Origin of the sequence: Rahnella sp. GSA61A (assembly GCF_019969905.1) — a bacterium.
Taxonomy (GTDB): Bacteria; Pseudomonadota; Gammaproteobacteria; order Enterobacterales; family Enterobacteriaceae; genus Rahnella; species Rahnella aceris.
This window is the reverse complement of record NZ_JAHXYO010000001.1, coordinates 148,585-175,250: the sequence shown is the minus strand read 5'-3', so window position 1 is coordinate 175,250 and position 26,666 is coordinate 148,585. Positions and strand designations below refer to the sequence as shown.

Here is a 26,666-nt window from a genome sequence, read left to right as displayed (position 1 = left end):
TGTAGAGTAGGGCGGCTTGTTATTGCGGGTCGCCGTTCAGCAAGGCGGAGACGCCCTGACGGTAGCGCTGTTCCAGTGTTTCGCGGCTGGTGGCATCAACTTCTAGGTTGCGCAGACGTCCGTCCAGAATGCCGTAAACCCAGCCGTGCAGCGTGACTTTCTGGCCGCGTTTCCAGGCCGATTGCATCACGGTGGAGTGGCCGAGGTTGTAAACTTGCTCAACCACGTTCAGTTCACATAACTTATCGAGGCGCTTCTCTGGCGACAGTTCGCCCAGCAGGGAACTGTGTTTGTACCAGATGTCCCGGATATGCAACAACCAGTTATTAATCAAACCCAGTTCAGGGTTTTCAACCGCCGACTGCACACCGCCACAGCCGTAGTGACCGCAGATAATCACGTGTTCGACTTCCAGCACGTCGATAGCATATTGCACAACGGACAGGCAGTTAAGGTCGGTGTGGATGACCAGGTTGGCAACGTTACGGTGAACGAACAGTTCGCCTGGCTCAAGCCCTGTCAGGCGCTCGGCGGGAACACGGCTGTCAGAACAGCCAATCCACAGAAAGCGGGGTTTTTGAGATTGGGAAAGCCGCTCAAAGAAACCAGGATCTTCATCAATCATGGTTTTGGACCAGGCTGCGTTATTACTGATGAGTCTTTCTATGTCATTCATTGATGTTAATAGCCTGTGTTACGAGCTGACTGCGATGGAGTAATATAGGGCAATGCCCCGACTTTTCAAACTGATTCGGCATCTCCGTTTACTCATTCTTACAACAGGGTTTTCACAAGAAGGTACGCTCCCTTTATGAATTATGCATTGGAACTGGAAAAGTTAACCAAAACTTACGCCGGTGGTGTACAGGCTTTGCGTGGAATCGATCTGCGCGTCGAAGCTGGCGATTTTTATGCCCTGCTTGGGCCAAACGGTGCGGGTAAATCCACCACCATTGGCATCATCAGTTCACTGGTCAACAAAACCGCCGGCAAAGTGCAGGTGTTTGGCTATGACATCGATAAAGATATCGTCAACGCTAAACGTCAGCTCGGGCTGGTGCCGCAGGAATTTAACTTCAACCCGTTTGAAACCGTCATGCAGGTGGTGGTTAATCAGGCCGGTTATTACGGCGTGCCACGTCCGCTGGCATTGCAACGTGCTGAAAAATATCTGACGCAGTTGGATCTCTGGGGCAAACGCAACGAGCGTTCGCGCATGCTGTCCGGCGGGATGAAGCGTCGTCTGATGATCGCCCGTGCGCTGATGCACGAGCCAAAATTGCTGATCCTCGATGAGCCAACGGCGGGTGTGGATATCGAATTACGTCGCTCAATGTGGGGTTTCCTGAAAGAGCTGAATGCACAGGGCACGACCATCATTCTGACCACGCACTATCTGGAAGAAGCGGAAATGCTGTGCCGTAACATCGGTATTATTCAGGGCGGTCAGTTGGTGGAAAACACCAGCATGAAGGAACTGCTCTCGAAGCTGAAATCTGAAACTTTCATTCTGGATTTAGGGGCAAAAAGCCCGCTGCCGGTGCTGGAAGGTTATCGCAGTAAGCTGACGGATACGTCAACGCTGGAAGTGGAAGTCATGCGCGAGCAGGGACTGAACTCCCTGTTCAGCCAACTGAGCAAGCAGGGCGTGCAGGTATTGAGTATGCGTAACAAGGCGAACCGTCTGGAAGAGCTGTTTGTCACGCTGGTGAACGGCAGCGAGGAAAAGAAATAATGTCGCAATTGTATTGGGTGGCACTCAAAAGTATCTGGCTGAAAGAGATCAACCGGTTTGGTCGCATCTGGATCCAAACGCTGGTTCCGCCGGTCATCACCATGACCTTATATTTCATCATCTTTGGTAATCTGATCGGCGCACAGATTGGCAACATGCACGGTTTCACCTACATGCAGTTTATCGTGCCGGGGCTTATCATGATGGCGGTGATCACTAACTCCTACGCCAACGTGGCCTCGTCGTTCTTCAGCGCCAAATTCCAGCGCAATATTGAAGAACTGCTGGTGGCTCCGGTGCCGACGCATGTCGTTATTGCCGGTTATGTCGGCGGCGGCGTGGCGCGCGGGATCTGCGTGGGGATCCTGGTCACGGCGATCTCGTTGTTCTTCGTGCCGCTGGTGATCCATTCCTGGTGGATCATTGCGCTGACACTGTTACTGACCGCAATCCTGTTTTCGCTGGGCGGTCTGCTGAACGCCGTGTTTGCAACAACGTTTGACGATATCAGCCTGATCCCGACCTTTGTGCTGACCCCGCTGACTTATCTGGGTGGCGTGTTTTACTCGCTTTCCCTGTTGCCGCCAATCTGGCAGGCGATCTCTAAGCTGAACCCGATCGTCTACATGATCAGCGGTTTCCGCTACGGTTTCCTGGGGATTTCAGACGTGCCGCTGGTGTTTACCATGAGCGTGCTGGTGGCATTTATCGCGGTGTTTTATTGGCTGGCGTGGTACTTGATCGAGCGCGGGCGTGGTCTGAGAAGTTGATTTTTCTGTGCTCCCTCCCCTGCGAAGGGGAGGGCTGGGGTGGGGTATCAAGGTCAAAAACTAAATTCAAAGTGTGCTTTAACTCATTGCTTTGTATTTAAAACCCCCTCCCATCCTCCCCCTTCGCAGGGGAAGGCGTTTTATCAAGCCACCTGAACAGGCACGGCTTTGGCGGTGCGTTTCAGTTGGTTTTCACCTTCGAAATAGGCCACTTTCGGTTTGTGCTGGCGGGCTTGTTCATCTGACATCTGCACGTAAGAACAGATGATCAGCAGATCGCCGACACAGGCACAACGCGCTGCCGCGCCGTTGACTGAAATAATACGCGAACCGCGTTCTGCCGCGATGGCGTATGTCGAGAAACGCTGACCGTTATCAACGTTATAAATATCAATTGCTTCGTATTCCAGAATGCCTGAGGCATCGAGAAAGTCCTGATCGATGGCGCAGGAGCCTTCGTAATGCAAATCTGCCTGAGTCACGTGAACCCGGTGCAGTTTGCCTTGCAGCATTGTACGTACCATTGCGTGTGTACCTTCGTGCGTAAATAGTCTGGGAACCCGCCGGTCTGACATAGCCAAATACTGATGTTTTCCGGCGGCCAACATAGTTGCCGATTTGACCTGCGCTGTCTACTGCGTCAGATCAACCTCCTGATTATCAATCAGTCTGGCTTTGCCCAGCCAGGCCGCCATCAGGATCACCGCAGATGTGCTGTCGACGGACAACTCCTGCAAGGTTTTCGCATCACGGATAAACAGTTCGTCCGGCGTGAAACCCGCTTCGCGAAGCTGCTGCGCGGTTTCCTGCAACATTTCATCGACATGGCGCTCGCCCTGGCTCAGCCGTTCAGCCAGCGCATTCATGATTTTGTTAAGCTGGGGCGCGAGTTTACGTTCCTCGGCAGTCAGATAGCCGTTGCGTGAACTCAGTGCCAGACCGTCTTTAGCGCGCACAATTGGCACGCCCACTATCTCAATATCGTAGCCCATGTCTTCCACCATGGTGCGCAGCAGCGCCAGTTGCTGGAAGTCTTTTTGCCCGAAACAGGCCACCTGCGGCTGCACCAGATTGAACAGTTTGCTGACGATGGTGGAGACGCCACGGAAATGCCCCGGGCGGCTCGCGCCTTCCAGAATGGTGGAAATCACCGGCACATCAACCTGTGTTTGGGTTGCCAGACCTTTCGGATAGACTTCTGCCGGTGACGGTGCAAATACCAGATCCACGCCGCGTTTGTTCAGCTTCTCGCAGTCTTCCTGCAAGGTGCGCGGATAACGCTCGAGGTCATCCGGGCGCTCGAACTGCATCGGGTTGACGAAAATACTCACCACGACCACATCGCCGCGGGCTTTGGCTTCTTCCACCAGCGTCATATGGCCTTCGTGCAGATTGCCCATGGTCGGCACCAGCGCGATACGTTTGTTATTCTTACGAAAATCCCGGATTTCGCGACGCAGCAGCGCCACGCTGTCAATTATCAACACCAGCCTTCTCCCGATTATTTAAAGGAATGTTCTTCACCCGGATACACGCCTTGCGCGACCTGATCAACATACAAACGCACCGCGCCACGAATATCGCCCGCTTCGCTGAGGAAGTCTTTGGCGAATTTTGGCGTATGGCCGCCGGTAATGCCGAATGCGTCGTGCATCACCAGAATCTGGCCGTCGGTCACATTGCCTGCGCCGATGCCGATAACCGGAATACTGAGTTCTTCGGTGACGCGGCGTGCCAGATCGACCGGCACACATTCCAGCACCAGCAGTTGCGCACCCGCTTCTTCGAGCATCATCGCATCTTTGATCAGCTGATTGGCGGCGACTTCATCGCGACCCTGAACTTTGTAGCCGCCGAAAATATTCACCGACTGTGGCGTCAGCCCCAGATGGCCACACACCGGCACTGCGCGTTCGGTCAGCATTCTGACCGTATCACACAGCCAGCTTCCGCCTTCGAGTTTGACCATATTGCCGCCCGCGCGCATCAGCACGGCGGCGCTTTCAAACGCCTGCTCCGGCGTGGCGTAACTCATGAACGGCAGGTCAGCGAGCAATAACGCGTGAGGTGCGCCGCGACGCACACAACGCGTATGGTAAGCAATTTCTTCTACCGTCACTGGCAGGGTGGAATCCTGACCCTGAACGACCATGCCCAGAGAATCGCCAATCAGCATGACGCTGATCCCTTGTTCCGCAAACAGCTGCGCAAAACTGGCGTCATACGCGGTAATGGTCGCAAATTTATGTTTTTCCTGCTTCCATTGGCGAAGCTGGCTCAGCGTGGTTGGTTTCATGAACACGTTCCTTTGAATAATTCATCGGATGAATACGATGCCAGTATTCTACTGTATGAGCCGAAAGTCAGACAGCTTGTTTGATAACGGGCAGGATGATCTGTGTCTTAAGAAGTGATTAAGAAGCCTCGGCTATAATGGCAAAAACGGAGGGAACCATGCGAATTCTATTGATTGAAGACGACAAGATGATTGGCGACGGCATCAAAGCCGGGCTGGCGAAACTGGGTTTTACGCTCGACTGGTTTACCGACGGGCTGACCGGCAAGGCCGCGCTTGACAGTGCGCCGTACGATGCCGTGATCCTCGATTTAAGCCTGCCGGGTATGGATGGTATGCAGCTTTTGCGTGAATGGCGAAAGGCTGGCCGGGATACGCCAGTGCTTATCCTCACCGCGCGCGATGCGCTGGAGCAGCGCGTCGGCGGGTTGCAGGCCGGTGCCGATGATTATCTGTGTAAGCCGTTTGCGCTGGTGGAAGTCGCAGCACGGTTGCAGGCGCTGATCCGCCGTCGCCACGGCGTGATAACGCCGAAGGTCACCCATGGCGCAGTGGAATTTGATCCCGCAGCCCGCAGTGTGACGCTCAGCGGAGAAGCCGTGACGCTGACCCCGCGTGAAGTGACTGTGCTGGAGTTGTTTCTTCGCAACAAAGGTCGTGTGCTGGCGCGTACGCTTATTCAGGAAAAGCTCTACAGCTGGGAAGATGAGGTCAGCAGTAACGCGGTGGAAGTCCATATTCACCATCTGCGCAGTAAACTTGGCAAAGGCTTTATTCGCACCGTGCATGGCGTGGGGTACACGCTCGGGGATGAGATAAAACCGGGTGAAGGAGGGGAATCGTGAGGCGGCTGAAGAAACTGCAAAAGCTGAACAATCTGAGTCTGCGCCTGCGCCTTATCCTGCTTTTTTCCCTGCTGGCGCTGCTGACCTGGCTGATTGCCAGCGGTGTGGCGTGGCATCAGACCCGCAAACATATCAACGAAGTTTTCGATACCCAGCAGATGCTGTTCGCCAAACGTCTGGCTGCCACCGGCTTAGGCGACCGGCTCAATCTGCAAAAAGACACTGAGCTGCCGGACACTAAAAAAATGGTCCGCAAGGGCTCACGCGGCCATACCGATGACGACGCGCTGACGTTTGCCATCTTCAATCGTCACGGGCAGATGCTGCTCAATGATGGCGAGAACGGCAAACGCATCCGTTTTGACGGTGACACGCAGGGGTTTAACGATGTTGAGCTGAGAGGGGACAGCGATGTCTGGCGTATGGTCTGGCTGACTTCGCCGGACGGACAATATCGCGTCGCGGTCGGGCAGGAACAGGATTACCGCAATGATATGGCCTGGAGCCTGGTGAGTGGCCAGCTGACGCCGTGGCTAGCTTCGTTGCCCATTTTGTTACTGGCGCTGATTGTGATGGTGACGCTTGAATTGCGGCCGCTGCGCCGCGTGGCGGAAGGCTTGCGTCAGCGCTCGCCGGAAGATGCCGCGCCCATCGAGACTCATCAGTTACCCGGCGAGGTGTTGCCGCTGGCAAATGCGCTCAATTCTCTGTTTGACCGTACGAGTGAGATGCTGGTGCGTGAACGGCGGTTTACGTCTGATGCCGCTCACGAGCTGCGCAGTCCGCTGGCGGCTTTACGTGTGCAAACCGAAGTCGTACAGCTTTCCGGCGATGACGCTGAAATGCGCGACCATGCGCTGGAAAATCTGACGATCAGTATCGATCGCGCTACGCGGCTGGTGGATCAACTGCTGACACTTTCTCGGCTGGAAAGTTTTTCCACGCCTGAAGAGCTGGAACGTATCGACTGGCCTTCGCTGGTCACTCAAAGTCTGGCGGAACAGGATTACCGCGCGCACGGCAAAGGTATCGAATTACGTTTTGAACAGCAGGGCGTTCCGCCTGAAATGCGTGGTCAGTCGCTGCTGCTTTCGCTGATGGTGCGCAATCTGCTGGATAACGCGATCCGTTATTCGCCAGCCGGAACCTGCGTGACGGTGCGACTGAAACCGTGGGGAATGACGGTTGAAGATCAGGGGCCGGGCATCAGCAATGAACATCTGGCAAGGCTCGGTGAGCGTTTTTACCGGCCACCAGGACAGGAACAAACGGGCAGCGGATTGGGGATTTCGATCGTACAAAGGATCGCGCAGTTACATCATCTGAACGTGGTTTATCAAAATAGAGCAGAAGGTGGGTTGGAAGTGCGGGTAAGTCGCTGAGCGACTTACCATTTGGTCAGACCGTTAAGCGGCACGCGGGCGAGCAGAGTTTGCAAGGTTTCGCCGTCAGGGAACACCAGTTCTGGTGCCAGATCGGCCAGCGGATACAGCATGAATTCGCGGTTTTTCATGTCGTAATGCGGCACCGTTAAACGCTCGGTGTTGATCACCTGATCGCCATAAATCAGCATATCAAGATCTAACGTCCGCGGCCCCCAGCGTTCGGCTTTGCGGACGCGTCCCTGATTTTGCTCGATCCCTTGTGTGCAATCGAGCAACTCTTCCGGCGGCAGCAGCGTATCGAGCGCCACCACAGCATTCAGATAATCAGGTTGATCCTGTGGCCCCAGCGGTTTACTGCGGTAAAACGGGGATGCGGCCACAAAGCGGGTGCGCGGCAAATGTGCCAGCGCCTCCAGCGCACAGTTTACCTGGTCAAGCGGACGGGCAAGATTACTGCCCAGAGCCAGGTAAACGCGGATCATTGACCGCCATCCTTGCGCGGCGCCCGTTTACGCGGACGGCGGGTACGTGCACGGCGTGCCGGTACAGCGTCGTCACCCAACGTACCGAGCATGCTTTTCTGCGATGCCGGTGTCGCTTCCTGGAACTCGCCCCACCACTGCGCCAGACTCTGCAATTCGCGGTGCTGTTCGACTTCAGCGCGCAGTACCAGTAAATCATACGCCGCGCGGAACTTAGGATGCTCCATCAGCTTGTGCGCACGTTTGCCCTGACGACGTGACAGGCGCAGTTGCAGCGCCCAGATATCACGTACCAGCGTGGTAATACGTTTTGGAATGGCCAGCGTACGGCATTGCTCGTCGAGCACATCGTTCATTGCCAGCGCGAAGGCGTCGTAATAGGTCAGACCGCCTTCCTGCGCCAGCTTCTGTGCATGCTCGATCACCGGATACCACAGCATAGCGGCGAACAGGAACGCCGGATTGACGCGCTGATCGTTATGCAGACGGTGGTCGGTATTTTTCAGCACCTGAATCAGAATGTGTTCCATCGGGCTGTCGCCTTGCTCAGTAAACTGGCGGGCAATCAGCGGAAACAACGGCTGGAACAGCTGGTATTCACAAAGCTTTTTATACGTCTCGTAACCGTAACCGGCCTGCAACAGCTTCAGGGATTCTTCGAACAGACGCGCTGGCGGGATTTCCTGTAACAGCGTTGCCAGACGTGGGATCGGTTCGGCCGTTTCCGGGCTGATTTTCATGTCCAGTTTGGCTGCGAAACGAACTGCGCGCAGCATACGCACCGGATCTTCACGATAACGGGTTTCAGGATCACCGATCAGACGGATGATGCCGTTTTCCAGGTCGCGCAGACCACCGGTGTAATCACGTACGGTGAAGTCCGCGACGCCGTAATACAGGCTGTTAATGGTGAAGTCACGGCGCTGGGCGTCGTCTTCAATGGTGCCGAAAATGTTGTCGCGCAGCAGCATGCCGTTCACAGCCTGCTGGGATACGTTTTTATCTTCGGTTTCTTCGTGCTGTTCATGGTGACCGCGGAACGTCGCCACTTCGATGATTTCCGGCCCAAACATCACGTGAGCCAGACGAAAACGACGACCAACCAGACGGCAGTTACGGAACAGCTTGCGTACCTGATCCGGCGTTGCGTTGGTGGTGATGTCGAAATCTTTTGGTTTTTTATCCAGCAGCAAATCACGCACACCGCCGCCGACCAGGAAGGCTTCAAAGCCAGACTTGTTCAGGCGGTACAAGACTTTCAGGGCGTTTTCGCTGATATCACGACGAGAAATATTGTGCTCATCGCGGGGAATAATGGTCATCGCACGGGTTTCACCGGCGTAATCGAATGAGGGGCGCGGTTTCTGTACATGTTCGACAGAAGGGCGCGGAGCGCGCTGTACGTTGCGGTCGGCGCGCGGCTCGTTATTACGATCACCACGGTTATCGCTGCGTTCACCACGCGGCGGATAAGATGAAGAAGAGCGGCGGCTGTTGTTATTGCGGCGTTCGCCTCTGTTCGCGTTGTCTTCCCGACGGCCGCGATTTTCACGACGTTCAGGATTGTTTGCCTTCACATTGCCTTCGGCCACAGGAGACGGATCACGACGGGAATTCTCCTCGCGATTAGGTTCTCCATGAAGCGCGGCTTCGTCATGAACAGCCTTTTCTTCACGAACGACTTTATCTTCACGAACTAGCACCTTACGGCAAAAATTGGCTACTCGGGTAAAAATGGTACACCTCGATAGTGACTGAAAAAATTGACGTGACGCAAAAACAGCGGCTAATCATAGCTCACGACAGGCGCTTTGAGAATGCCGAAGTCACATCTGCTACGCATTAGCGCTCTGACGTGGTATCGCTGATGGTGTCCAGTGCGTTGTCGCCCAGCGTAATAATAAAGGCAAAGTGTAATCCTGCCAGTTTTCCGGCAACGTTTGCCCTAAAAATTTCAGCGCCTTAATGATAACCGGTCGCGGATCGCCTGCGGGCAGTGCCGGCGCGTGATTCTGCTTGGAAAGCTTGTTGCCTTCTTCATTGACGGCCAGTGGCAAATGCAGATATCCCGGCTGCGGATAACTCAGATGCCGGTACAGCGAAATCTGGCGCACGGTCGGTTCAATCAGATCCGCGCCGCGCACAATGTGATTCACGCCCTGAAAATGGTCATCGATCACTACTGCCAGATTATAGGCAAACAGCCCGTCGCGGCGACGGATAATAAAATCTTCTTCGGCCAGTTTAGGACTGGCCTGTAAATGCCCCTGAAAATCATCGTCAAAACCGTACACCGGCAACGTCTGATGCAGACGTATGGCCGCATTTTTCGGGCTGAGTTGCAGGCTGCGGCAGTGGCCGTCATAGGTGCCACCGATTTGCGCAATACGCTGGCGGGTACAGGTGCAGTAATAACTTTTTTGCTGCTGATACAGCCAGTCCAGCACGTCGCGGTAAGCGCCGTGACGTTTTGACTGCCAGAGCACATCGCCATCCCATTCCAGCCCGTAACGCTCCAGCGTTCTCAGGATACGGTCAGCAGAACCGGGGATTTCACGCGGCGGATCGATATCGTCAATGCGCACTAACCAGATGCCATTTTGTGAGCGGGCGTGCAGATAACTGCCGAGAGCGGCGATCAGGGAACCAAAATGAAGGTCACCGGAAGGTGAGGGGGCGAAACGGCCTGTGTAGTGTTGTTCTTGCGGCATACGAATGGGGACAGCGTTAAAAGGGAACGCGGTGCATGACGCACCGCGTGGAACCCGGGGACTTAGCCAGCCATCTGCTTTTCGCGGATTTCTGCCAGAGTCTTACAGTCGATACACAAATCAGCGGTAGGACGGGCTTCAAGACGGCGGATGCCAATCTCAACACCACAGGAATCGCAATAGCCGAAATCCTCGTCTTCCACTTTTTTCAGTGTTTTTTCAATCTTTTTGATCAGCTTACGTTCACGGTCACGGTTACGCAGTTCGAGGCTGAATTCTTCTTCCTGAGCGGCACGGTCTACCGGATCAGGGAAGTTTGCGGCTTCATCCTGCATGTGTGAAACGGTACGATCGACTTCATCCCTGAGCTGATTGCGCCATGCTTCAAGAATCTTTTTGAAGTGAGCCAGCTGAGCGTCGTTCATATACTCTTCGCCCGGCTTCTCTTGATACGGCTGCACCCCAGCGATAGCGAGAATGCTCAAGGACGACGTCTTACGGGTTTGGCCTTCTTGCATGATGCTTCTCCTACATAACACGCACTATGTTCATCCACTTTTCCCGTTCCGGCATAGCCGCAACGTACAGGCTTCGAACATTTCGATCCCCAACGGGGGAAAAAATCAGGCCGCTATAAATAACAGAAGGCAACGAGGTTGGCAATTATTCATCGCAGGTGCTTGACAAGCCTGTGAGGAAAAGCGTATTCGCGACCTGTTTTTTATGCCGCCGACAGGTTATTACAGGGTTATCCGAACTCTTTATGTTCACTGGCTGATATTGCCAGCAGCGGTAACCTTTTTGTGAGGCGCATACCCTCAGCAGAAAGTTCAGCACTGTAGCACATCACTTCGACACCCTTGTTTTGGACATACTTCAGTAAATCGGTATAACGCGGATCAATATGGTGTGCAGCGGATACGCTTTCAATACCTGAATGTAAAACAGCGAAGAAAAGTACCGCCCGCTGCCCCTGCTCTGCCATCGACTGTAACTCGCGTAAATGCTTCTGACCGCGCAGTGTGACTGCGTCGGGGAAGAATCCCAACCCCTCCTGCAGCAACGTGACAGACTTCACTTCAATATAGCAGTCCGGTTGATTTTCTGCCTGTAACATCAAGTCTATACGGCTGTTTTCGGCGCCGTATTTTACTTCTGTTGTTAATTTACTGTAACCGGATAATTCCGGTATTTGCTGTTCATTGATTGCCTCACGGACCAGTTGATTGGCCCGCAGCGTATTGACGCAAATCCAGTGTTTTTGTTGGGTTTCGGTCAGTTCCCAGCTGTGTGGATATTTACGTTTGAGATTGTCCGAGGTGGAATACCAGACGGTGTCGCCGGGAGTCGCGCAACCGGTCATCGCGCCGGTGTTGGCGCAGTGCAAGGTCAGTTCCGTGCCGTCCGGCGTAATCACGTCAGCGAGAAACCGTTTGTAACGTTTGATCAGCGTAGCCGATTGAAGCGCAGGCTCGAAGTGCATGAAAGTTTCCGTGTGAAATGTTCTTGTTAAAAAGAGGGCTAAAAGAGATCAGGTTGCCTGCGTATCGCCCAGCGGCCAGGTTTGCAGACAGTGATAACGGGTGCGCCCCCGCTCAAACAGGGATTCGTACAAACTGAATTCTGTGGCGTCCAGTTGCCAGCCAGGTGTGGCCGGAGGAACCGCGACCGAACGGGTCGCATTGCGGTACAGCGACACATGCGGATGAAACGGCAGTGTACTCTGATGACAACCGTTGCGCGCAGCGTGAGATCGCAATACGGACGCCAGTTGCAACAAGGCATTGGGCGCGCGTTTTGTGCCAATCCATACCACGCCGGAGCCCGGCCAGTGGCCAATATCATCCAGTACTACGCTGAATTTCTGTCCCTGAATGCGCCCGGCGACGCGGGTCAGCGCGGCCTCTTTGAGGGCGCTGACTTCACCGAGAAACGCCAGCGTAATATGCAGATTAGCGGCTGTGACGGGGCGGCCAGTGTCCGCCGGGAAGTGGTCCGCGCGCCACTTAATCACCTGCTTTTGCATTTTTGCGGGCAGCGATAAGGCGAAAAACAGGCGGCGTTCGGCAGACATAGAGATTCCTGTGAAGACAAATCACGGCAACATGCCGGATGTGGGGCTAAATGCTACAATGCCCGCCGTTTAAAGTTAACTCTCATGGAGCATTCATTGTCTTCTTTGCCGGTCAGCGCCGTACTCGAACCGCTTTTAGCTGCACTGCAACAGGCTCAGCAGGTGCTGTTGCTTGCGCCAACCGGTGCCGGTAAATCCACCTGGCTGCCGTTGCAGTTGCTGAAACAGGCCAACCTGTCGGGTAAGATCCTGCTGCTTGAGCCGCGCCGTCTGGCGGCGAAAAATGTCGCTTTCCGTCTGGCGCAGCAACTGAATGAAACGCCGGGGCAGACAGTGGGGTATCGCATGCGTGCAGAAAGCAAAACCAGCGCGGCGACCCGTCTTGAAGTGGTGACCGAAGGCATTCTGACCCGCATGGTACAGGCTGATCCCGAACTGACCGGCGTGTCGATGGTGATCCTCGATGAATTCCATGAGCGCAGTTTGCAGGCCGATCTGGCGCTGGCATTGTTGCTCGATGTGCAGAATGCGCTGCGCGATGATTTAAAAATTCTGATTATGTCGGCCACGCTCGACAACCTGCGCCTGTCTTCTTTACTGCCGGATGCGCCAGTGATTGAATCCGCAGGCCGCAGTTTTCCGGTCGACAGGCAGTATCTTTCTCTCGCGACACACGAACGGCTGGATGAAGGCGTGGCGCGGGTAGTCAGCCGTCTGATGAGTGAAAATCACGGCTCGATGCTGCTGTTTTTACCCGGTGTGGCGGAAATCACCCGTGTACAGAATTTGCTGACCGGCAGACTGACGGACGACGTCGATCTCTGCCCGTTGTACGGTGCGCTGTCGCTGGAACAACAGCAAAAAGCCATTCAGCCCTCACCGGCCGGACGCCGCAAAGTGGTGCTGGCGACGAATATTGCTGAAACCAGTCTGACCATCGAAGGTATCCGTCTGGTGGTCGACAGTGGTCTGGAGCGCAGCGCGCAGTTTGACCCGCGCAGCGGCCTGACGCGGCTGGTAACACAACGTATCAGCCAGGCGTCGATGACCCAACGTGCGGGCCGTGCAGGTCGTCTGGAGCCGGGCTTGTGCTGGCATCTTTTCAGCAAAGAGCAGGCGGAACGCGCCAGTGCTCAGGCGGAAGCCGAAATTCTGCAAAGTGACCTGAGCAGTTTCTGGCTCGAGTTGTTGCAGTGGGGCTGTCAGGATCCGGCGCAACTTCAGTGGCTGGATATGCCGCCCCCCGCTTCGCTGTCTGCCGCAAAAAATCTTTTACAGCGGCTTGGCGCAACCGATGCGCAGGGTAAACTCACCACTGCCGGACAACGCATGGCCCGGCTTGGCTGTGAGCCGCGGCTGGCGGCGATGCTGATTTCTGCCACAGCACAAAGTCCCGATGCGCTGGCAACGTCGGCGCTGCTGGCGGCAATGCTTGAAGAACCGCCACGCGGCGGATTACCGGATATGGATTACTGGTTCAGCCGTCCGCAGGGAAACTGGCAGCGGCGGGCAAAACAACTGGCGCAGCGTACCGGCGCGAAAAGCGGTGAGCCTGATGCTTCGCTCGCGCCGTGGTTACTGGCGCGGGCGTTCAGCGATCGTATTGCCCAGCGTCGCGGCGAAGATGGCCGTTATCTGCTGGCGAACGGACTGGGGGCGTCCTTGCCGCAGGATGACGGATTAACCCGCGCACCGTGGCTGGTCGCGCCGCAGTTATTACAGGGCAACAACAGCCCGGATGCCCGTATTTTGCTGGCGATCACGCTGGATATTTCGCAACTTCCGTCGCGCCTGCCGGATGTCGTCAAAGAACAGACGGCGGTAGAATGGGATGAAGAAAAAGGCACGCTGCGCGCCTGGCGCCGCTGGCAGATCGGGCGTCTGGTGCTGAAAGCCAATCCGCTGGCAAAGCCGGACGACGGAGAGCTGCAACAGGCGCTGATCGACTGGATCCGCACGCAGGGTTTGCAGGCGCTGAACTGGTCGGTCGCCGCGGAGCAATTGCGCGTGCGGCTTCTTTGCGCCGCAAAATGGTTGCCGGAAGCCGACTGGCCTTCGGTTGACGATCAGGCTTTGCTCGACGGTCTGGAACGCTGGTTACAGCCTTCTTTACAGGGTGTTCGTTCGCTGAAATCGTTGCAGCAGGTTGATTTACATGATGCCTTGCTAAGGCTGCTTGACTGGCAACAGCGTCAGCGTCTGGACAGCGCGTTGCCGACTCATTACACCGTGCCGACTGGCAGTCGTCTGCCAATCCGTTATCATGCAGACCAGCCACCGGCGCTCTCGGTGAGAATGCAGGAGATGTTCGGCGAGCAGCGTAGCCCGCAACTGGCGGAAGGGCGTGTTGCTGTGGTGCTGGAACTGCTGTCACCGGCACAGAGGCCGTTGCAGATCACCGCCGATCTGGCGGCATTCTGGCAGGGTTCTTATCGTGAAGTGCAGAAAGAAATGAAAGGGCGCTATCCGAAACATCCGTGGCCGGACAATCCGGCGCAGGCATTGCCGACGCGCCGTACCAAGAAGTCTTCAGCGCCTTGATGAAATGTGCATGGAAAGAACAATTTTTCAGACATTTCTTCTGGGCGAAACATAAAGCGGGGCACAGAGTAAGCGCCTTGCGGCCTGAACTTCAGGCCAGATAGACTATCCATTTGAAATCAAAAATGAAAATGACTCAGCTAAGCAGAATCATTATGACGAACACAGCAGCACGTTGGGAGATTGACTGATGTCTGGCGATGATCGCGAGCCGATTGGCCGTAAAGGTAAACCTGCCGGGCGCAAGCCTGCGCGGGCTCGTCCCGTTCGCCGTAGCCGCCGGGATGACGACTACGAAGAATATGAAGAGGAAATCGATGACGAGTATGAGGATGATGATGACTACGAAGAAGAACGGGAGTCACGCATGAGCCGTAAAGCCCCGCCGCGTAAAGCGAACAAAGGCGGGAAGAAAAGCGCCAGGCGCCGTCTGTTCTGGTTATTAGTCAAACTGTTTGTCGTCTTCCTGATTTTGCTGGGGATTTACGCGGTTTATCTCAACAAGCAAATTCATGACCGCATCGATGGCGGCAAAGTCTGGCAGTTACCTGCGGCGGTGTATGGCCGTCAGGTCAATCTTGAGCCGGACATGCAAATCAGCAAAGCTGAAATGGTCGGATTGCTGGAAGGCACGCAGTATCGCGAAGTGACGCGCATCACCCGTCCGGGCGAGTTTACGGTTCACGCGAATTACATTGATTTGCTGCGCCGTCCGTTTGATTTTCCGGAAGGAAAAGAAGGGCAGGTCAACGCCCGCCTGATGTTTGACGGCAACAGTCTTTCCGAGATTAAAAACCTGGATAACCAGCGTGATTTCGGTCTGTTCCGCCTCGATCCGCGTCTGATCACTATGTTGCAGGCGTCTAACGCCAACGGTGAACAGCGTCTGTTCGTGCCACGTTCCGGCTTCCCTGATTTGCTGGTCGATACGCTGCTGGCCACGGAAGACCGTCATTTCTATGAGCATGACGGTATCAACTTCTATTCCATCGGTCGTGCCGTGGTGGCTAACCTCACCGCCGGTCATGCGGTGCAGGGGGGATCAACGCTGACGCAACAGTTGGTGAAAAACCTGTTCCTGACCAACGAACGTTCGCTGAGCCGTAAAGCGCGTGAAGCGGTGATGGCGATCCTGCTGGATGCAGATTACAGCAAAGACCGCATTCTTGAGCTGTATCTGAACGAAGTGTATCTCGGCCAGAGCGGTTCTGATCAAATCCGCGGTTTCCCGCTGGCAAGCCTGTATTACTTTGGCCGTCCGGTGAACGAACTGAGTCTGGATCAGCAGGCATTGCTGGTGGGTATGGTGAAAGGTGCCTCGCTGTATAACCCGTGGCGTAATCCGCAAATGGCCTTGCAGCGTCGTAATCTGGTGCTGCGTTTGCTGGTTGATCAGAAAGTTATCGATCAGGAACTGTATGACATGCTCAGCGCGCGTCCGCTGGGCGTGCAGCCGAAAGGCGGGGTGATTTCGCCGCAGCCTGCGTTTATGCAGATGGTGCGTCAGGAACTGCAGGCTAAACTGGGCGATAAAGTTCAGGATATGTCCGGGGTGAAAATCTTCACCACGCTGGATCCGATTTCTCAGGATGCGGCGGAAAAAGCGGTCGAGGAAGGCATTCCGTTACTGCGCAAGAAAAGCGGTTTGAATGATATCGAGACGGCGATGGTGGTGGTTGACCGTTATACCGGTGAAGTGCGGGCGATGGTCGGCGGCGCGGAAACGCAGTTCGCGGGCTTCAACCGTGCGATGCAGGCGCGACGTCAGGTCGGCTCGCTGGCGAAACCGGCGACCTATCTGACCGCGTTGTCTCAGCCGGATAAATACCGGCTCAATACCATCCTTGCCGATCAGCCGCTGACGTTGAAACTGGCAAATGGTCAGACATGGTCGCCGAAAAACGATGACCATCAGTTCCGCGGTCAGGTTCTGTTGGTGGATGCCCTGGCGCGCTCGATGAACGTCCCGACAGTCAATCTGGGGATGGCCGTTGGTCTCGACAACATCACCAAAACGCTGATTGATCTGGGGATCCCTAAAGAGTCGCTGAACCAGACGCCATCAATGTTGCTGGGTGCGATTGCGTTAACGCCAATGGAAGTTGCGCAGGAATACCAGACCATTGCCAGTGGCGGCAACAAAGCGCCACTGTCAGCGGTACGCTCAGTGATTGCGGAAGACGGCACCGTGCTCTATCAGAGCTTCCCGCAGGCTGTGCGCGTGATCCCTTCTCAGGCAGCGTATCTGACGTTGTATGCCATGCAGCAGGTAGTGCAGGAAGGGACCTCGCGCGCACTGGCGAACAAGTTCCCGAAACTGCATCTGGCGGCGAAAACCGGTACGTCGAACGAACTGCGTGACAGCTGGTTTGCCGGTATCGATGGCAATCAGGTAGCGATCACCTGGGTAGGCCGCGACAACAACGGCCCGTCCAAACTGTGGGGTTCTACCGGTGCGCTGGTGCTTTACGGACGGTATCTGGAAAACGGCACACCTCAGCCCCTGGATCTGCAAATGCCGGAAGGCATCAGTACGATGAATATTGATGGCAGCGGTAACTTTGTCTGTGGCAACAGCGGTGGCTTGCTGGGCGGCAGTGGCGCGGTGCGTTCAATCCCGGTCTGGACTGATTCGCCGGACGCCATGTGTCAGGCTTCTGTGAGCGCTGTTCAGCAACAGCAACAACAGATCCAGCAGCAACAGCAACAGCAACAACAGCAGCAGCAATCCGGACAGCAGCAACAGCCACAATCTCAGGATGAGAAGAAAGACAGCAACGGCGTGGCGGGCTGGATCAAGGATATGTTTGGTTCAGGCAACTGATAATTAATTGATTCCGTAAACCTAAAAAGGGCGCAATGAAAATTGCGCCCTTTTTTATTTGTCATTCTTAATCCAAATTTACCCACCCCATTTCACATTTCCAGCAAGCAAGTCACATTCATTCCCGTTTAATTTATAAGCGTTTTTACCCACGTTTAACATGAGGATACTTTTTATTCATTCGGAAAAACCATGCATTAAATAGGCTTGCAGCCGCGTAAGCATTGAGCATAATATGCAACGTTCATAATAATAATTATCGTTTACATTCCCATTACTCTTCCAGAGATTATGCAATGGCTTCTCAATGCTCGCTTTCAACTTCAGTCCAAAAAGGTGCATTTAAGCGCCGGACGTTAGCTTTAACCCTCGCCGCTGCGCTCGGCTCTGCCGCGTTTTATGCGAGTGCAGCCACCACCGCCCCGGCAAAAGAAGACACTATAAACGTGACCAGCTCGGCAATGGCCGAAGCGGCGCCCGAATCTGCGTGGGGGCCGGCGGCCACTATCGCGGCAAAACACAGCGCGACCGGCACAAAAACCGACACGCCACTGGTGAAAACGCCACAATCTATTTCCGTGGTGACCCGTGAAGAAATGGACATGAAACAGCCTGCTTCAGTAAAAGAAGCCTTAGGCTACACGCCGGGCGTTTTCGCCAGCCGTGGCAGTTCCTCCACCTATGATGCGATCGCTATCCGCGGTTTCACATCGGTGAACACCAACCAGTATCTCGATGGCATCAAACTTCAGGGTGACAACTATTCTGAAGTGTCGATGGATCCGTACATGCTCGAGCGTGTTGAAGTGCTGCGCGGGCCGTCTTCCGTTCTGTACGGTAAGAGTAATCCGGGCGGTGTAGTCAGCATGGTCAGTAAACGCCCGACCACTGAACCGCTGAAAGAAGTGCAGTTCAAAATGGGTACAGACAACCTGTACCAGACCGGCTTTGATTTCAGCGACGCCATCGACGACGCGGGCGTGTATTCCTACCGTCTGACCGGCGTGGCGCACAGCCAGGATACTCAGCAGGAGATGGCGAAAGAGAAACGCTACGGTATTGCGCCGTCTTTCACCTGGCGTCCTGATGATAAAACCAGCTTCACTTTCCTGAGCAACTTCCAGAACGATCCGGATGCCGGTTTCTACGGCTGGTTACCGCGTCAGGGCACCGTGGTGCCGTATTACGACGCCAACGGAAAAGCACACAAGTTGCCGACCGACTTCAACGAAGGCGAAGAAAGCAACAAGATGTCCCGCAACCAGAAAATGGTCGGTTACAGCTTCGAACACGGCTTTAACGACACCTGGACCGTGCGTCAGAACCTGCGTTACACCAAACTCGATACCCAATACAAAGGCGTTTACGGCACCGGTTATGTCGGGAATGGCGTGATGAGCCGCGCGTACGTTCAGTCAAAAGAGAAACTGGCTAACTTCGATGTGGATACCCAGGCGCAGGCTAAATTTGCCACCGCAGATGTCGATCACACCTTGCTGATGGGTGTGGATTACATGCGTATGCGTAACGACATTGATGCCGATTATGGTTCCGCCAGTAATCTGAACATGAGCAACCCGCAGTACGGCAACAGTAATGTGTCCTTGTACTTCCCGTATGAAGTTCTCAACCGTCAGGAGCAAACCGGTCTGTACGCACAGGATCAGGCGGAATGGAACAAGTGGATCCTGACCGTCGGCGGTCGTTACGATTTCGCAAAAAGCTCGACGTTTACCCGTTCAAGCAACAGCGCTACGCAAATTAATGACCAACAGTTTACCTGGCGCGGCGGTCTGAATTACCTGTTTGATAACGGTATCTCCCCGTACTTCAGCTACAGCGAATCCTTTGAACCGACAGCGGGTTCTAACAAGGATGGGAAGCCGTTTGATCCATCAATCGGTAAACAGTACGAAGCGGGTGTGAAATACATTCCTAACGATCGTCCGATCAGTCTGACGGCGGCCGTATATCAGCTGACGAAAACCAAAAACCTGACCAACGATCCTACCGATCAGACGAATACCTTCAGCGTTCAGTCAGGTGAGATTCGTTCCCGTGGTCTGGAACTGGAAGCGAAAGCCGCACTCAACGCCAACATCAACATGACGGCGTCTTACACCTATACCGATGCGAAGTACACGCACGACCTTGCTTATGAAGGCAAGCGTCCTGCTGAAGTGCCTGCGAACATGGCATCACTGTGGGCGGATTACACCTTCCACGAAACTGCACTGAGCGGCCTGACTGTGGGTTCCGGCGTTCGTTACTTCGGTTCAACCTCCAGCTTCTACACGACGGGCGATAAGACTAACGAAGCCTTTAATGTTGCCGGTTACACACTGGTTGATGCGACGATCAAATACGATCTCGCACGCTTTGGTCTGCCGGGTTCTTCCGTTGGCGTGAACGTCAATAACCTGCTGGATCGTGAGTATGTGGCAAGCTGCTACCGCGATTACGCCTGTTACTGGGGCGCGGAGCGTCAGGTGGTTGCCACCGCAACCTTCCGTTTTTAAGAGTCTTCGAATAGTCAGTATGTAAGCACTAAAATCCGGGCACGCAGGTCGTGCCCGTTTCCTGTTCTCAACCCGATGTCGACGTAGAAAATCTTATGCCTGATAACAACGTACATCCGTCTTCCCCGCTGCCAGACAGCGTCTTCCGCCTGCAGGACGTGAGTTTCAGCGTCCCGGGACGCACGCTTCTCGCGCCATTATCCCTGACCTTTGCGCAGGGGAAAGTGTGTGGCCTGATTGGTCACAACGGGTCAGGAAAGTCGACGTTATTAAAAATGCTCGGGCGGCATCAGTCTGCGACATCTGGAACGATTTACCTCAATGACACGCCGCTGGCGCAGTGGGACAGCAAAGCCTTTGCGCGTCAGGTTGCCTATTTGCCGCAGCAGCTCCCCGCCGCAGAAGGCATGACAGTGCAGGAACTGGTGGCGATTGGCCGCTATCCGTGGCACGGCGCACTGGGTCGTTTCAAACATCAGGATAAAGAAAAGGTCGAAGAAGCCATTGCGCTGGTCGGCCTCAAACCGTTCGCCCGGCGTCTGGTGGACAGCCTCTCCGGCGGCGAACGTCAGCGTGCCTGGCTGGCGATGATGGTGGCGCAGGACAGCCGTTGCCTGCTGCTCGATGAACCGACCTCTGCGCTGGATATCGCCCATCAGAAAGATGTGCTGGCCTTGATCCAGCGTCTGAGCCGTGAGAAGGGCTTAACCGTGATCGCCGTGCTGCATGATCTGAACATGGCTGCCCGCTATTGCGATCAACTGATGGCGCTGCGCGGTGGTGAAATGATTGCCCAGGGCGCGCCGGAAGAGATGATGCGCGGCGAGGTACTGGAACAGATTTATGGCATTCCGATGGGTATTCTGCCGCATCCTGCGGGTGGCGCGCCGGTGAGCTTCGTATACTGATATGTCTGATATTTCAAATTTTTCCGGAATCACCCGTCGTCGTCTGTTGCAGATGATGGCGCTTTCTCCGTTGCTGACCTCGGTGCCTGCGCTGTCGGCATCGCGTCCCGATCTCAGCCGCATTATTGCTCTCGAATGGTTACCGGCTGAACTGCTGATCGCACTCGGCGTGATGCCGCTGGCGATTGCCGATATCCGTAATTACAACACCTGGGTGGTTGAACCACCGCTGGCACCGGGCGTGATTGATGTCGGTCAGCGTACCGAACCCAATATGGAACTTATCCAGCAGCTAAAACCTTCGCTGCTGCTGATCACCGCCGGTTATGGTCCGACGACCAGTCAGCTCGAATCCATCGCGCCGGTTCTGGGTGTCAAAGCCAATGACGGTTCGGCAAAACCGCTCAATCTGGCCATCAGTTCCCTGCATAAACTGGCGGATCGTCTCGGTTTACAGGATCGCGCCGAAACGCATTTGCAGCTGTACCGTGACACGCTGCTGCAAACCCGCGAACAGCTGAAGCCGGTCGCGCAGCAGCCGCTGCTGTTAATCACCTTTATTGATACGCGCCACGTTCTGGTGTTTGGCATGGGCAGCATGTTCCATGAAGTGATGGGTGAGCTCGGGCTGACCAACGCCTGGGCCGGGGAAGGCAGTTTCTGGGGCAGCGTATCGGTCGGCGTCGAGCGCCTGACCAGTATTAAAAACGCCCGCGTATTGTGTTTCGAACACGACAACGCCGACATGATGGAGGCAGTAGCAAAAACGCCGCTGTGGAAATCCATGCCGTTTGTGCGCGCGAACCAGTTCAGCATCGTGCCCGCCGTCTGGTATTACGGAGCAACCTTCAGCGCGATGAATTTCTGTAAAATTCTCACCAGCACTCTGGGGAAACCGGTATGAACCGCCGTTCACTCAGCGTTTCGCTGACTCTCCTTATACTTCTGGCGCTGGCCGCCGGTGTGCTCAGTCTCTACAACCTGAATCAGCAACTGCCTTATGCACAGTGGCGCGGGGCGTTGTGGCAGCCTGATATCGATAATGTCCAGCAGATGCTTTTCCATTACAGCCTGCTGCCGCGCGTCGCTGTGGCCTTGCTGGCCGGTGCCGGGCTGGGGCTGGTTGGTTTGCTGTTCCAGCAGGTATTACGTAATCCGCTGGCAGAGCCCGCGACGCTGGGTGTTTCGGCAGGCGCGCAGCTCGGCCTGACGGTCGCCACGTTGTGGGCACTGCCGGGCGGGATGATCACCCAGCAGTTTGCCGCCATGGCTGGCGCGGTGGTGATTGGTGCACTGGTGTTCGGCATCGCCTGGGGCAAACGCATGTCACCGGTCACGCTGATCCTCGCCGGTCTGGTGCTGGGCTTGTATTGCGGAGCGGTGAATGGCCTGATTGGCATCTTCAACTACCAGAACCTGCAAAGTCTGTACATGTGGAGCAGCGGGGCGCTGAACCAGCAGGACTGGGATATCGCGAACTTCCTGCTGCCGCGGGTGATTATCGTCTGGCTGCTGGCGTTTCTGTTGCAGCGTCCGATGACGCTCCTGGGGCTGGATGATGGCGTCGCCAAAAATCTTGGCCTCGGCCTGTCAGCGGCGCGTCTTGCTGTGCTGACGCTGGCGATTTTAATGAGTGCGCAACTGGTCAATGCGGTCGGGATCATCGGTTTTATCGGCCTGTTTGCCCCGCTTCTGGCGAAAATGCTCGGTGCACGTCGTCTGGCTGCACGGCTGATCATTGCGCCGGTTATCGGTGCGCTGCTGCTTTGGCTTACCGATCAGGTGATGCAAACCCTCACCACCTTTTGGATGGAGATTCCTACCGGTGCCGCGACAGCGCTGGTGGGCGCGCCGCTGCTGTTATGGCTGCTGCCGCGTTTACGCAATAACATGACACCGCCGCCAATGGATCAGGGCGATCACGTACCGGTTGAACGTCAGCATCTGGTGCGCTGGGTGTCACTGGCGCTCGCCGTGCTGTTACTCGGGCTGATGGTTGCACTGATGGCCGGACGCAATGCCACTGGCTGGAGCTGGTCCACCGGTGCAGATTTACAGGCGCTGCTGCCGTGGCGTTTGCCGCGCGTGATGGCGGCGCTGGCTGCGGGTATTATGCTGGCGTCATCCGGTGTGCTGATCCAAAAACTGACCGGTAATGCGATGGCAAGCCCGGAAGTGCTGGGGATCAGTTCCGGTGCGGCGACCGGCGTGGTGGTGATGATGTTTATCGTCCCGGGCGATGCCTTTGTCTGGCTGCTGCCTGCGGGCAGTGCGGGTGCGGCGCTGACGTTGCTGGTGATTATGGTGGCCTCGGGGCTGCGAAGTTTTTCGGCCGAACGTATGTTACTGACCGGTATCGCGCTCAGTACCGCTTTCACCACGCTGATGACGTTGCTGCTGGCGAGCGGCGATCCGCGAATGGGTGGCCTGCTGACCTGGCTTTCAGGTTCAACCTATTCCGTATCCGCTGAAGCCGCCTGGCGAACGCTGATTCTGGCCGGGGTGCTGATGGTTCTTGTGCCATTCTGCCGCCGCTGGATAAATATTTTACCGCTGGGGAGCGTGACCGCGAAATCAGTCGGACTGGCGCTGACGCCTACCCGCCTGGCGATTTTACTGCTGGCGGCGGTGATGACTGCGGCGGCAACGCTGACTGTCGGGCCGCTGAGTTTTGTCGGGCTGATGGCACCCCATATGGCGCGCATGATGGGCTTTCGCCGGGCGGTTCCGCAGTGGATGGTCGCCAGTATTCTCGGCGGGTTGTTGATGGTCTTTGCGGACTGGTGCGGACGGATGATCATTTTCCCGGATCAGATCCCGGCTGGTCTGCTCGCCACCTTTATCGGTGCGCCGTACTTTATTTATCTGCTGAGAAAGCAGGCGAATTAACAAAAAAGGGCGCTCCGGTGAGCGCCCTTAATATCGTCAGTGTGGACTTAAAAGTTAACTTTCACGCCTACGGCTGCCTGATAATTGGTGTAATCGTTCTCGCCAATATAAGAGCCAGCCTGTCCCCAAATCTGCATATTTTCAGCGGCTTTTCCGGTCAGGCCGACACGTAACCCGTAGCGATTTTCCGGCATATCATTACTCACGGCATCACCGTTAAAGTTCAGGGAGTCAACGTACTGACCGTTTTCCCAATTCGCTTCAACGTAAGGGATCAGGGCATTGTTATCCGTGATATTCCGGTTTGATAAGCGAACCCCAGTCCGGCTTAGCAATGAATCGTCAGTGCCACCAGCGATTCGGCTGCCATTGGTTTCGGTATGATTTTCACTGTCATAGCGGTTATAGATGACCTGCACCTGAGGCTCAACCGTCCATTCACGGGATGAGGACTGGCCGAAAGCCAACAGATATCCTGTTTCCACTGAAGCCTGTACACCCTGGCTGCTGTAGTTTTCCGGGTCCAGACCGTTGCCTTGTACGCTATTGTCATACCAGGCATATTGCGCCCAACTGTCGACATACCAGCCTTTCTGATATTTCGCATCCTGATACCAGGTGGCGTAGGCGCCGAGGCTGTAACCGTTGACCTTACCGGTTGCTCTGTAATGACTACCGTCAGCATTAGATTTGGTTCTGCTGTCCCCTATACCCGCCATAATACCTAACTGGTACTGGCCACCCTGTATTGTATCCTCAGTCAGGAGGCTGGTTCCCAATTGCAGGGTTGTAATGTTGGTATCCAGTGACAAATCACCGTCCGCAGCATTGAGACTGGTGGCGTCATTATGAATCAGTAGCCATGCACGTTCATCGCTGCTCTTTTGTGCGGTGCCCCGGTCATGCAACTGCAAAGTGAACATACGCTGTGCCGCCAGCTGGTTACCGAGATAAGCGCCGGTTTCAGGACGATAAAGCGATGGTTCAGGAACCGGAACCGGATCGGGAATTGGGTCAGGGGTCGGAACCGGATCGGGAATTGGGTCAGGAGTCGGTTCGGGAGCAGGATCAGGGACAGGATCCGGTTCAGGCGTTGGGTCTGGGGCGGGTGTCGGATCCGGCGTTGCTGCTGACATCAGATACCAACTCCCATCGTTTTCATTTTGAAATAAATTGTATTCATAAGCCCCGGCAACCGCACGATTTCCCAGCGAGAACTGCCCGGCAGAAGTGCCACCGACACTGATCACTTCCATACCTTGCAGGGTTTCCGACCCCATTCCGCCGATATTATTGACGGTCAGGGAGGATTGCCCGTAGCTATTACCCTGAATCACCAGTTTATCGGTAAGAGATTCATCGCCGCCAAGCTCACTGTTGATAACAACAGCGCCGTTATCACCTGTATAGTCGCCAGCAATGATATAGGTATTTCCGGTCTGCCCCCCGCCCAGCAACAATGTGCCGGCGTTATTCATATTCCCTTGTAACGTTGTCGTACCTGCTGCTGCCGATTCATTGCCGGCCAGGGCGTTATAGGCCATAACGGTACCGCTGTTATGAATGTCGCCCGTGACCGTACCCGTTGAAGCAAACCAGGCACTTTCCGCGATATTAATTTCTGGTGTCGTCAGGGAACCCGTTGTATCAACCAACATTCCTCCACCGCTATTAATCAGGGTCTTACCTGCCGAGGTGACATTGCCGCTCAGGGTCAGCACGCCGCTGTTAACAAGCAATGTGGATTCATCGCTGCCGGTGAGATTGATATCACCGGACAGCGTCCAGGCATTGCCATCCATCGTCAGTGTTTTGAACCCCGTGCTGGCAGAAGAGCCGGTAAAGTTGGCATCTTCAGTACCCGTTTCATAAAGCATCAGGGTGTTAGTGTCGGCGGTGCTGCTGATAACGTCGCCATTGAGCATGGATCCGGTACTCAGTGTCAGTGAGTTGCTGCCTGTGCCTGAGAAACGAATAGCGGCTTCTTGTCCGGTGATAGTTCCGTAATTAGTAATGTCGAAACTTGCGGTATCCGAAATTGCAATGCCTGAACCCTGCTCAGAGCTTATTATTCCCCCGGCCTGATTGATAATTGCCCCTTCGGCATTTCCCCTGCCGACAACGCCATTTACCCTGCCGGTGATAATTCCTGAATTCAGCAGCTGGCTTTGCGGATCTCCGGCTGTTTTGGCGTTGAAAACCACGCCATAGCCTGTGCTTTCTACCTGACCAACTTCACTGTTGTTAAAGTCTCCTCCGCTATTAAAATAGACAGCCGTGCGTGTACTGTCAGGGTTCGATGCGGTTATTGTGCCGTGGTTGTTGACGGTTGAGAATTTCGCGAGATAAATAGCGTCGGATTGAGAATCAATATTGCCCGAGTTATTGACTACCCCGGTGCCTTTCATATTTACAGCCGCATCGACACCGCCGAGTTCGGTTCCGGTCACTGTAATATCGACATTATTAATCAGGGTTGAATCGTTTCCATTAAATACAATCCCGCTCTTTCCTGTTACGTCAGTAGAGTAGAGAAATACGCCCTCTTCATAGGGGCGCATGTCTAACGTATTCCCATCACCGTTAACAACTATCGCAGCACCCGTGAGGTCGGTGTAGCTTTCGGTAGGCCTGAAGTATTCGTTAGTACCATTGTATGACATCGTTGTCAGGCCTGTTCCTGCGGG

At 55.1% G+C, this 26,666-nt stretch carries 21 protein-coding genes; 10 read left to right on the top strand and 11 right to left on the bottom strand.

The window, feature by feature from the left end; genetic code table 11:
- Positions 1-19: 19 nt before the first annotated feature.
- Positions 20-676: a carbonate dehydratase gene (gene can / locus LC431_RS00755; RefSeq protein WP_013576954.1), complete on the bottom strand. Its 657-nt coding sequence runs from the start codon at positions 674-676 to the stop codon at positions 20-22.
- 135 nt (positions 677-811) lie between these two features.
- Here can and LC431_RS00750 point away from each other — a divergent pair, with 135 nt between their 5' ends.
- Both LC431_RS00750 and LC431_RS00745 read left to right on the top strand, forming a co-directional pair.
- A complete protein-coding gene (locus LC431_RS00750) occupies positions 812-1,735 on the top strand; it encodes an ABC transporter ATP-binding protein (protein WP_013576953.1) in 924 nt (307 codons plus the stop codon).
- Positions 1,735-2,505, top strand: coding sequence for an ABC transporter permease (locus LC431_RS00745; protein ID WP_013576952.1), 771 nt, complete (start codon positions 1,735-1,737; stop codon positions 2,503-2,505). Before LC431_RS00750 ends, LC431_RS00745 begins: the two co-directional genes overlap by 1 nt.
- A gap of 143 nt (positions 2,506-2,648) precedes the next feature.
- On the opposite strand, the gene panD is transcribed toward LC431_RS00745, so the two are convergent.
- From panD to panB, 3 genes are all read right to left on the bottom strand, one after another.
- The gene (gene panD / locus LC431_RS00740) at positions 2,649-3,029 is read right to left on the bottom strand and encodes an aspartate 1-decarboxylase (RefSeq protein WP_013576951.1); all 381 of its coding nucleotides are present in this window, start codon (positions 3,027-3,029) and stop codon (positions 2,649-2,651) included.
- Positions 3,030-3,137: 108 nt separating this feature from the next.
- Positions 3,138-3,992, bottom strand: a complete 855-nt coding sequence (panC, locus tag LC431_RS00735; protein ID WP_112150944.1) for a pantoate--beta-alanine ligase — start codon at positions 3,990-3,992, stop codon at positions 3,138-3,140.
- A gap of 14 nt (positions 3,993-4,006) precedes the next feature.
- Complete coding sequence (gene panB / locus LC431_RS00730; RefSeq protein ID WP_013576949.1) at positions 4,007-4,801, bottom strand: 3-methyl-2-oxobutanoate hydroxymethyltransferase; 795 nt, start codon at positions 4,799-4,801, stop codon at positions 4,007-4,009.
- A gap of 158 nt (positions 4,802-4,959) precedes the next feature.
- Here panB and qseB point away from each other — a divergent pair, with 158 nt between their 5' ends.
- Complete coding sequence (gene qseB, locus LC431_RS00725; protein ID WP_112150943.1) at positions 4,960-5,646, top strand: quorum sensing response regulator transcription factor QseB; 687 nt, start codon at positions 4,960-4,962, stop codon at positions 5,644-5,646.
- Positions 5,647-5,669: 23 nt separating this feature from the next.
- A complete protein-coding gene (qseC, locus tag LC431_RS00720; protein ID WP_173362117.1) occupies positions 5,670-7,028 on the top strand; it encodes a quorum sensing histidine kinase QseC in 1,359 nt (452 codons plus the stop codon).
- Between the two features lie 5 nt (positions 7,029-7,033).
- Here the strand turns inward: qseC and folK are convergent, their stop codons facing one another.
- From folK to thpR, 6 genes are all read right to left on the bottom strand, one after another.
- A complete protein-coding gene (folK, locus tag LC431_RS00715) occupies positions 7,034-7,513 on the bottom strand; it encodes a 2-amino-4-hydroxy-6-hydroxymethyldihydropteridine diphosphokinase (RefSeq protein WP_013576946.1) in 480 nt (159 codons plus the stop codon).
- Positions 7,510-8,835, bottom strand: a complete 1,326-nt coding sequence (gene pcnB / locus LC431_RS00710; RefSeq protein ID WP_037033568.1) for a polynucleotide adenylyltransferase PcnB — start codon at positions 8,833-8,835, stop codon at positions 7,510-7,512. The genes folK and pcnB overlap by 4 nt, the downstream gene beginning before the upstream one ends.
- Positions 8,836-9,348: 513 nt before the next feature.
- The gene (gluQRS, locus tag LC431_RS00705) at positions 9,349-10,224 is read right to left on the bottom strand and encodes a tRNA glutamyl-Q(34) synthetase GluQRS (RefSeq protein ID WP_112197467.1); all 876 of its coding nucleotides are present in this window, start codon (positions 10,222-10,224) and stop codon (positions 9,349-9,351) included.
- 62 nt (positions 10,225-10,286) lie between these two features.
- The gene (gene dksA / locus LC431_RS00700; RefSeq protein ID WP_013576943.1) at positions 10,287-10,742 is read right to left on the bottom strand and encodes an RNA polymerase-binding protein DksA; all 456 of its coding nucleotides are present in this window, start codon (positions 10,740-10,742) and stop codon (positions 10,287-10,289) included.
- 230 nt (positions 10,743-10,972) lie between these two features.
- On the bottom strand, positions 10,973-11,707 hold the full coding sequence (gene sfsA / locus LC431_RS00695; RefSeq protein ID WP_013576942.1) for a DNA/RNA nuclease SfsA: 735 nt from the start codon (positions 11,705-11,707) through the stop codon (positions 10,973-10,975).
- A gap of 48 nt (positions 11,708-11,755) precedes the next feature.
- Positions 11,756-12,298 (bottom strand): RNA 2',3'-cyclic phosphodiesterase, encoded by a 543-nt coding sequence (thpR, locus tag LC431_RS00690; RefSeq protein WP_223509136.1) that lies wholly within the window; start codon positions 12,296-12,298, stop codon positions 11,756-11,758.
- A 96-nt stretch (positions 12,299-12,394) separates the two neighbouring features.
- Between thpR and hrpB the strand changes: the two genes are divergently transcribed.
- The 6 genes from hrpB (at position 12,395) to fhuB (ending at position 23,979) form a co-directional block, all read left to right on the top strand.
- Positions 12,395-14,839 (top strand): ATP-dependent helicase HrpB, encoded by a 2,445-nt coding sequence (hrpB, locus tag LC431_RS00685; RefSeq protein ID WP_013576940.1) that lies wholly within the window; start codon positions 12,395-12,397, stop codon positions 14,837-14,839.
- Positions 14,840-15,029: 190 nt separating this feature from the next.
- A complete protein-coding gene (mrcB, locus tag LC431_RS00680; protein WP_112197469.1) occupies positions 15,030-17,663 on the top strand; it encodes a bifunctional glycosyl transferase/transpeptidase in 2,634 nt (877 codons plus the stop codon).
- 296 nt (positions 17,664-17,959) lie between these two features.
- Positions 17,960-20,182 carry a ferrichrome porin FhuA gene (fhuA, locus tag LC431_RS00675; RefSeq protein WP_126125134.1) on the top strand — a complete coding sequence of 741 codons (2,223 nt, stop codon included), beginning with the start codon at positions 17,960-17,962 and terminating at the stop codon, positions 20,180-20,182.
- A gap of 95 nt (positions 20,183-20,277) precedes the next feature.
- Positions 20,278-21,090 carry a Fe3+-hydroxamate ABC transporter ATP-binding protein FhuC gene (fhuC, locus tag LC431_RS00670; protein WP_112150937.1) on the top strand — a complete coding sequence of 271 codons (813 nt, stop codon included), beginning with the start codon at positions 20,278-20,280 and terminating at the stop codon, positions 21,088-21,090.
- 1 nt (position 21,091) lies between these two features.
- Positions 21,092-21,994, top strand: a complete 903-nt coding sequence (fhuD, locus tag LC431_RS00665; RefSeq protein ID WP_037033375.1) for a Fe(3+)-hydroxamate ABC transporter substrate-binding protein FhuD — start codon at positions 21,092-21,094, stop codon at positions 21,992-21,994.
- A complete protein-coding gene (fhuB, locus tag LC431_RS00660) occupies positions 21,991-23,979 on the top strand; it encodes a Fe(3+)-hydroxamate ABC transporter permease FhuB (protein ID WP_223509134.1) in 1,989 nt (662 codons plus the stop codon). The genes fhuD and fhuB overlap by 4 nt, the downstream gene beginning before the upstream one ends.
- A gap of 47 nt (positions 23,980-24,026) precedes the next feature.
- On the opposite strand, the gene LC431_RS00655 is transcribed toward fhuB, so the two are convergent.
- Entirely contained in the window at positions 24,027-26,642 is a 2,616-nt protein-coding gene (locus tag LC431_RS00655; RefSeq protein ID WP_223509132.1) for an autotransporter outer membrane beta-barrel domain-containing protein, read from the bottom strand.
- Positions 26,643-26,666 lie beyond the last annotated feature (24 nt).

Bases quoted from the DNA above. Each gene is read 5' to 3' on its own strand.
- can (WP_013576954.1), bottom strand. From the start codon at position 676: ATGAATGACATAGAAAGACTCATCAGTAATAACGCAGCCTGGTCCAAA.
- LC431_RS00750 (WP_013576953.1), top strand. From the start codon at position 812: ATGAATTATGCATTGGAACTGGAAAAGTTAACCAAAACTTACGCCGGT.
- LC431_RS00745 (WP_013576952.1), top strand. From the start codon at position 1,735: ATGTCGCAATTGTATTGGGTGGCACTCAAAAGTATCTGGCTGAAAGAG.
- panD (WP_013576951.1), bottom strand. From the start codon at position 3,029: ATGGTACGTACAATGCTGCAAGGCAAACTGCACCGGGTTCACGTGACT.
- panB (WP_013576949.1), bottom strand. From the start codon at position 4,801: ATGAAACCAACCACGCTGAGCCAGCTTCGCCAATGGAAGCAGGAAAAA.
- qseB (WP_112150943.1), top strand. From the start codon at position 4,960: ATGCGAATTCTATTGATTGAAGACGACAAGATGATTGGCGACGGCATC.
- folK (WP_013576946.1), bottom strand. From the start codon at position 7,513: ATGATCCGCGTTTACCTGGCTCTGGGCAGTAATCTTGCCCGTCCGCTT.
- pcnB (WP_037033568.1), bottom strand. From the start codon at position 8,835: ATGACCATTATTCCCCGCGATGAGCACAATATTTCTCGTCGTGATATC.
- gluQRS (WP_112197467.1), bottom strand. From the start codon at position 10,224: ATGCCGCAAGAACAACACTACACAGGCCGTTTCGCCCCCTCACCTTCC.
- dksA (WP_013576943.1), bottom strand. From the start codon at position 10,742: ATGCAAGAAGGCCAAACCCGTAAGACGTCGTCCTTGAGCATTCTCGCT.
- sfsA (WP_013576942.1), bottom strand. From the start codon at position 11,707: ATGCACTTCGAGCCTGCGCTTCAATCGGCTACGCTGATCAAACGTTAC.
- thpR (WP_223509136.1), bottom strand. From the start codon at position 12,298: ATGTCTGCCGAACGCCGCCTGTTTTTCGCCTTATCGCTGCCCGCAAAA.
- mrcB (WP_112197469.1), top strand. From the start codon at position 15,030: ATGTCTGGCGATGATCGCGAGCCGATTGGCCGTAAAGGTAAACCTGCC.
- fhuA (WP_126125134.1), top strand. From the start codon at position 17,960: ATGGCTTCTCAATGCTCGCTTTCAACTTCAGTCCAAAAAGGTGCATTT.
- fhuC (WP_112150937.1), top strand. From the start codon at position 20,278: ATGCCTGATAACAACGTACATCCGTCTTCCCCGCTGCCAGACAGCGTC.
- fhuD (WP_037033375.1), top strand. From the start codon at position 21,092: ATGTCTGATATTTCAAATTTTTCCGGAATCACCCGTCGTCGTCTGTTG.
- fhuB (WP_223509134.1), top strand. From the start codon at position 21,991: ATGAACCGCCGTTCACTCAGCGTTTCGCTGACTCTCCTTATACTTCTG.
- LC431_RS00655 (WP_223509132.1), bottom strand. From the start codon at position 26,642: ATGTCATACAATGGTACTAACGAATACTTCAGGCCTACCGAAAGCTAC.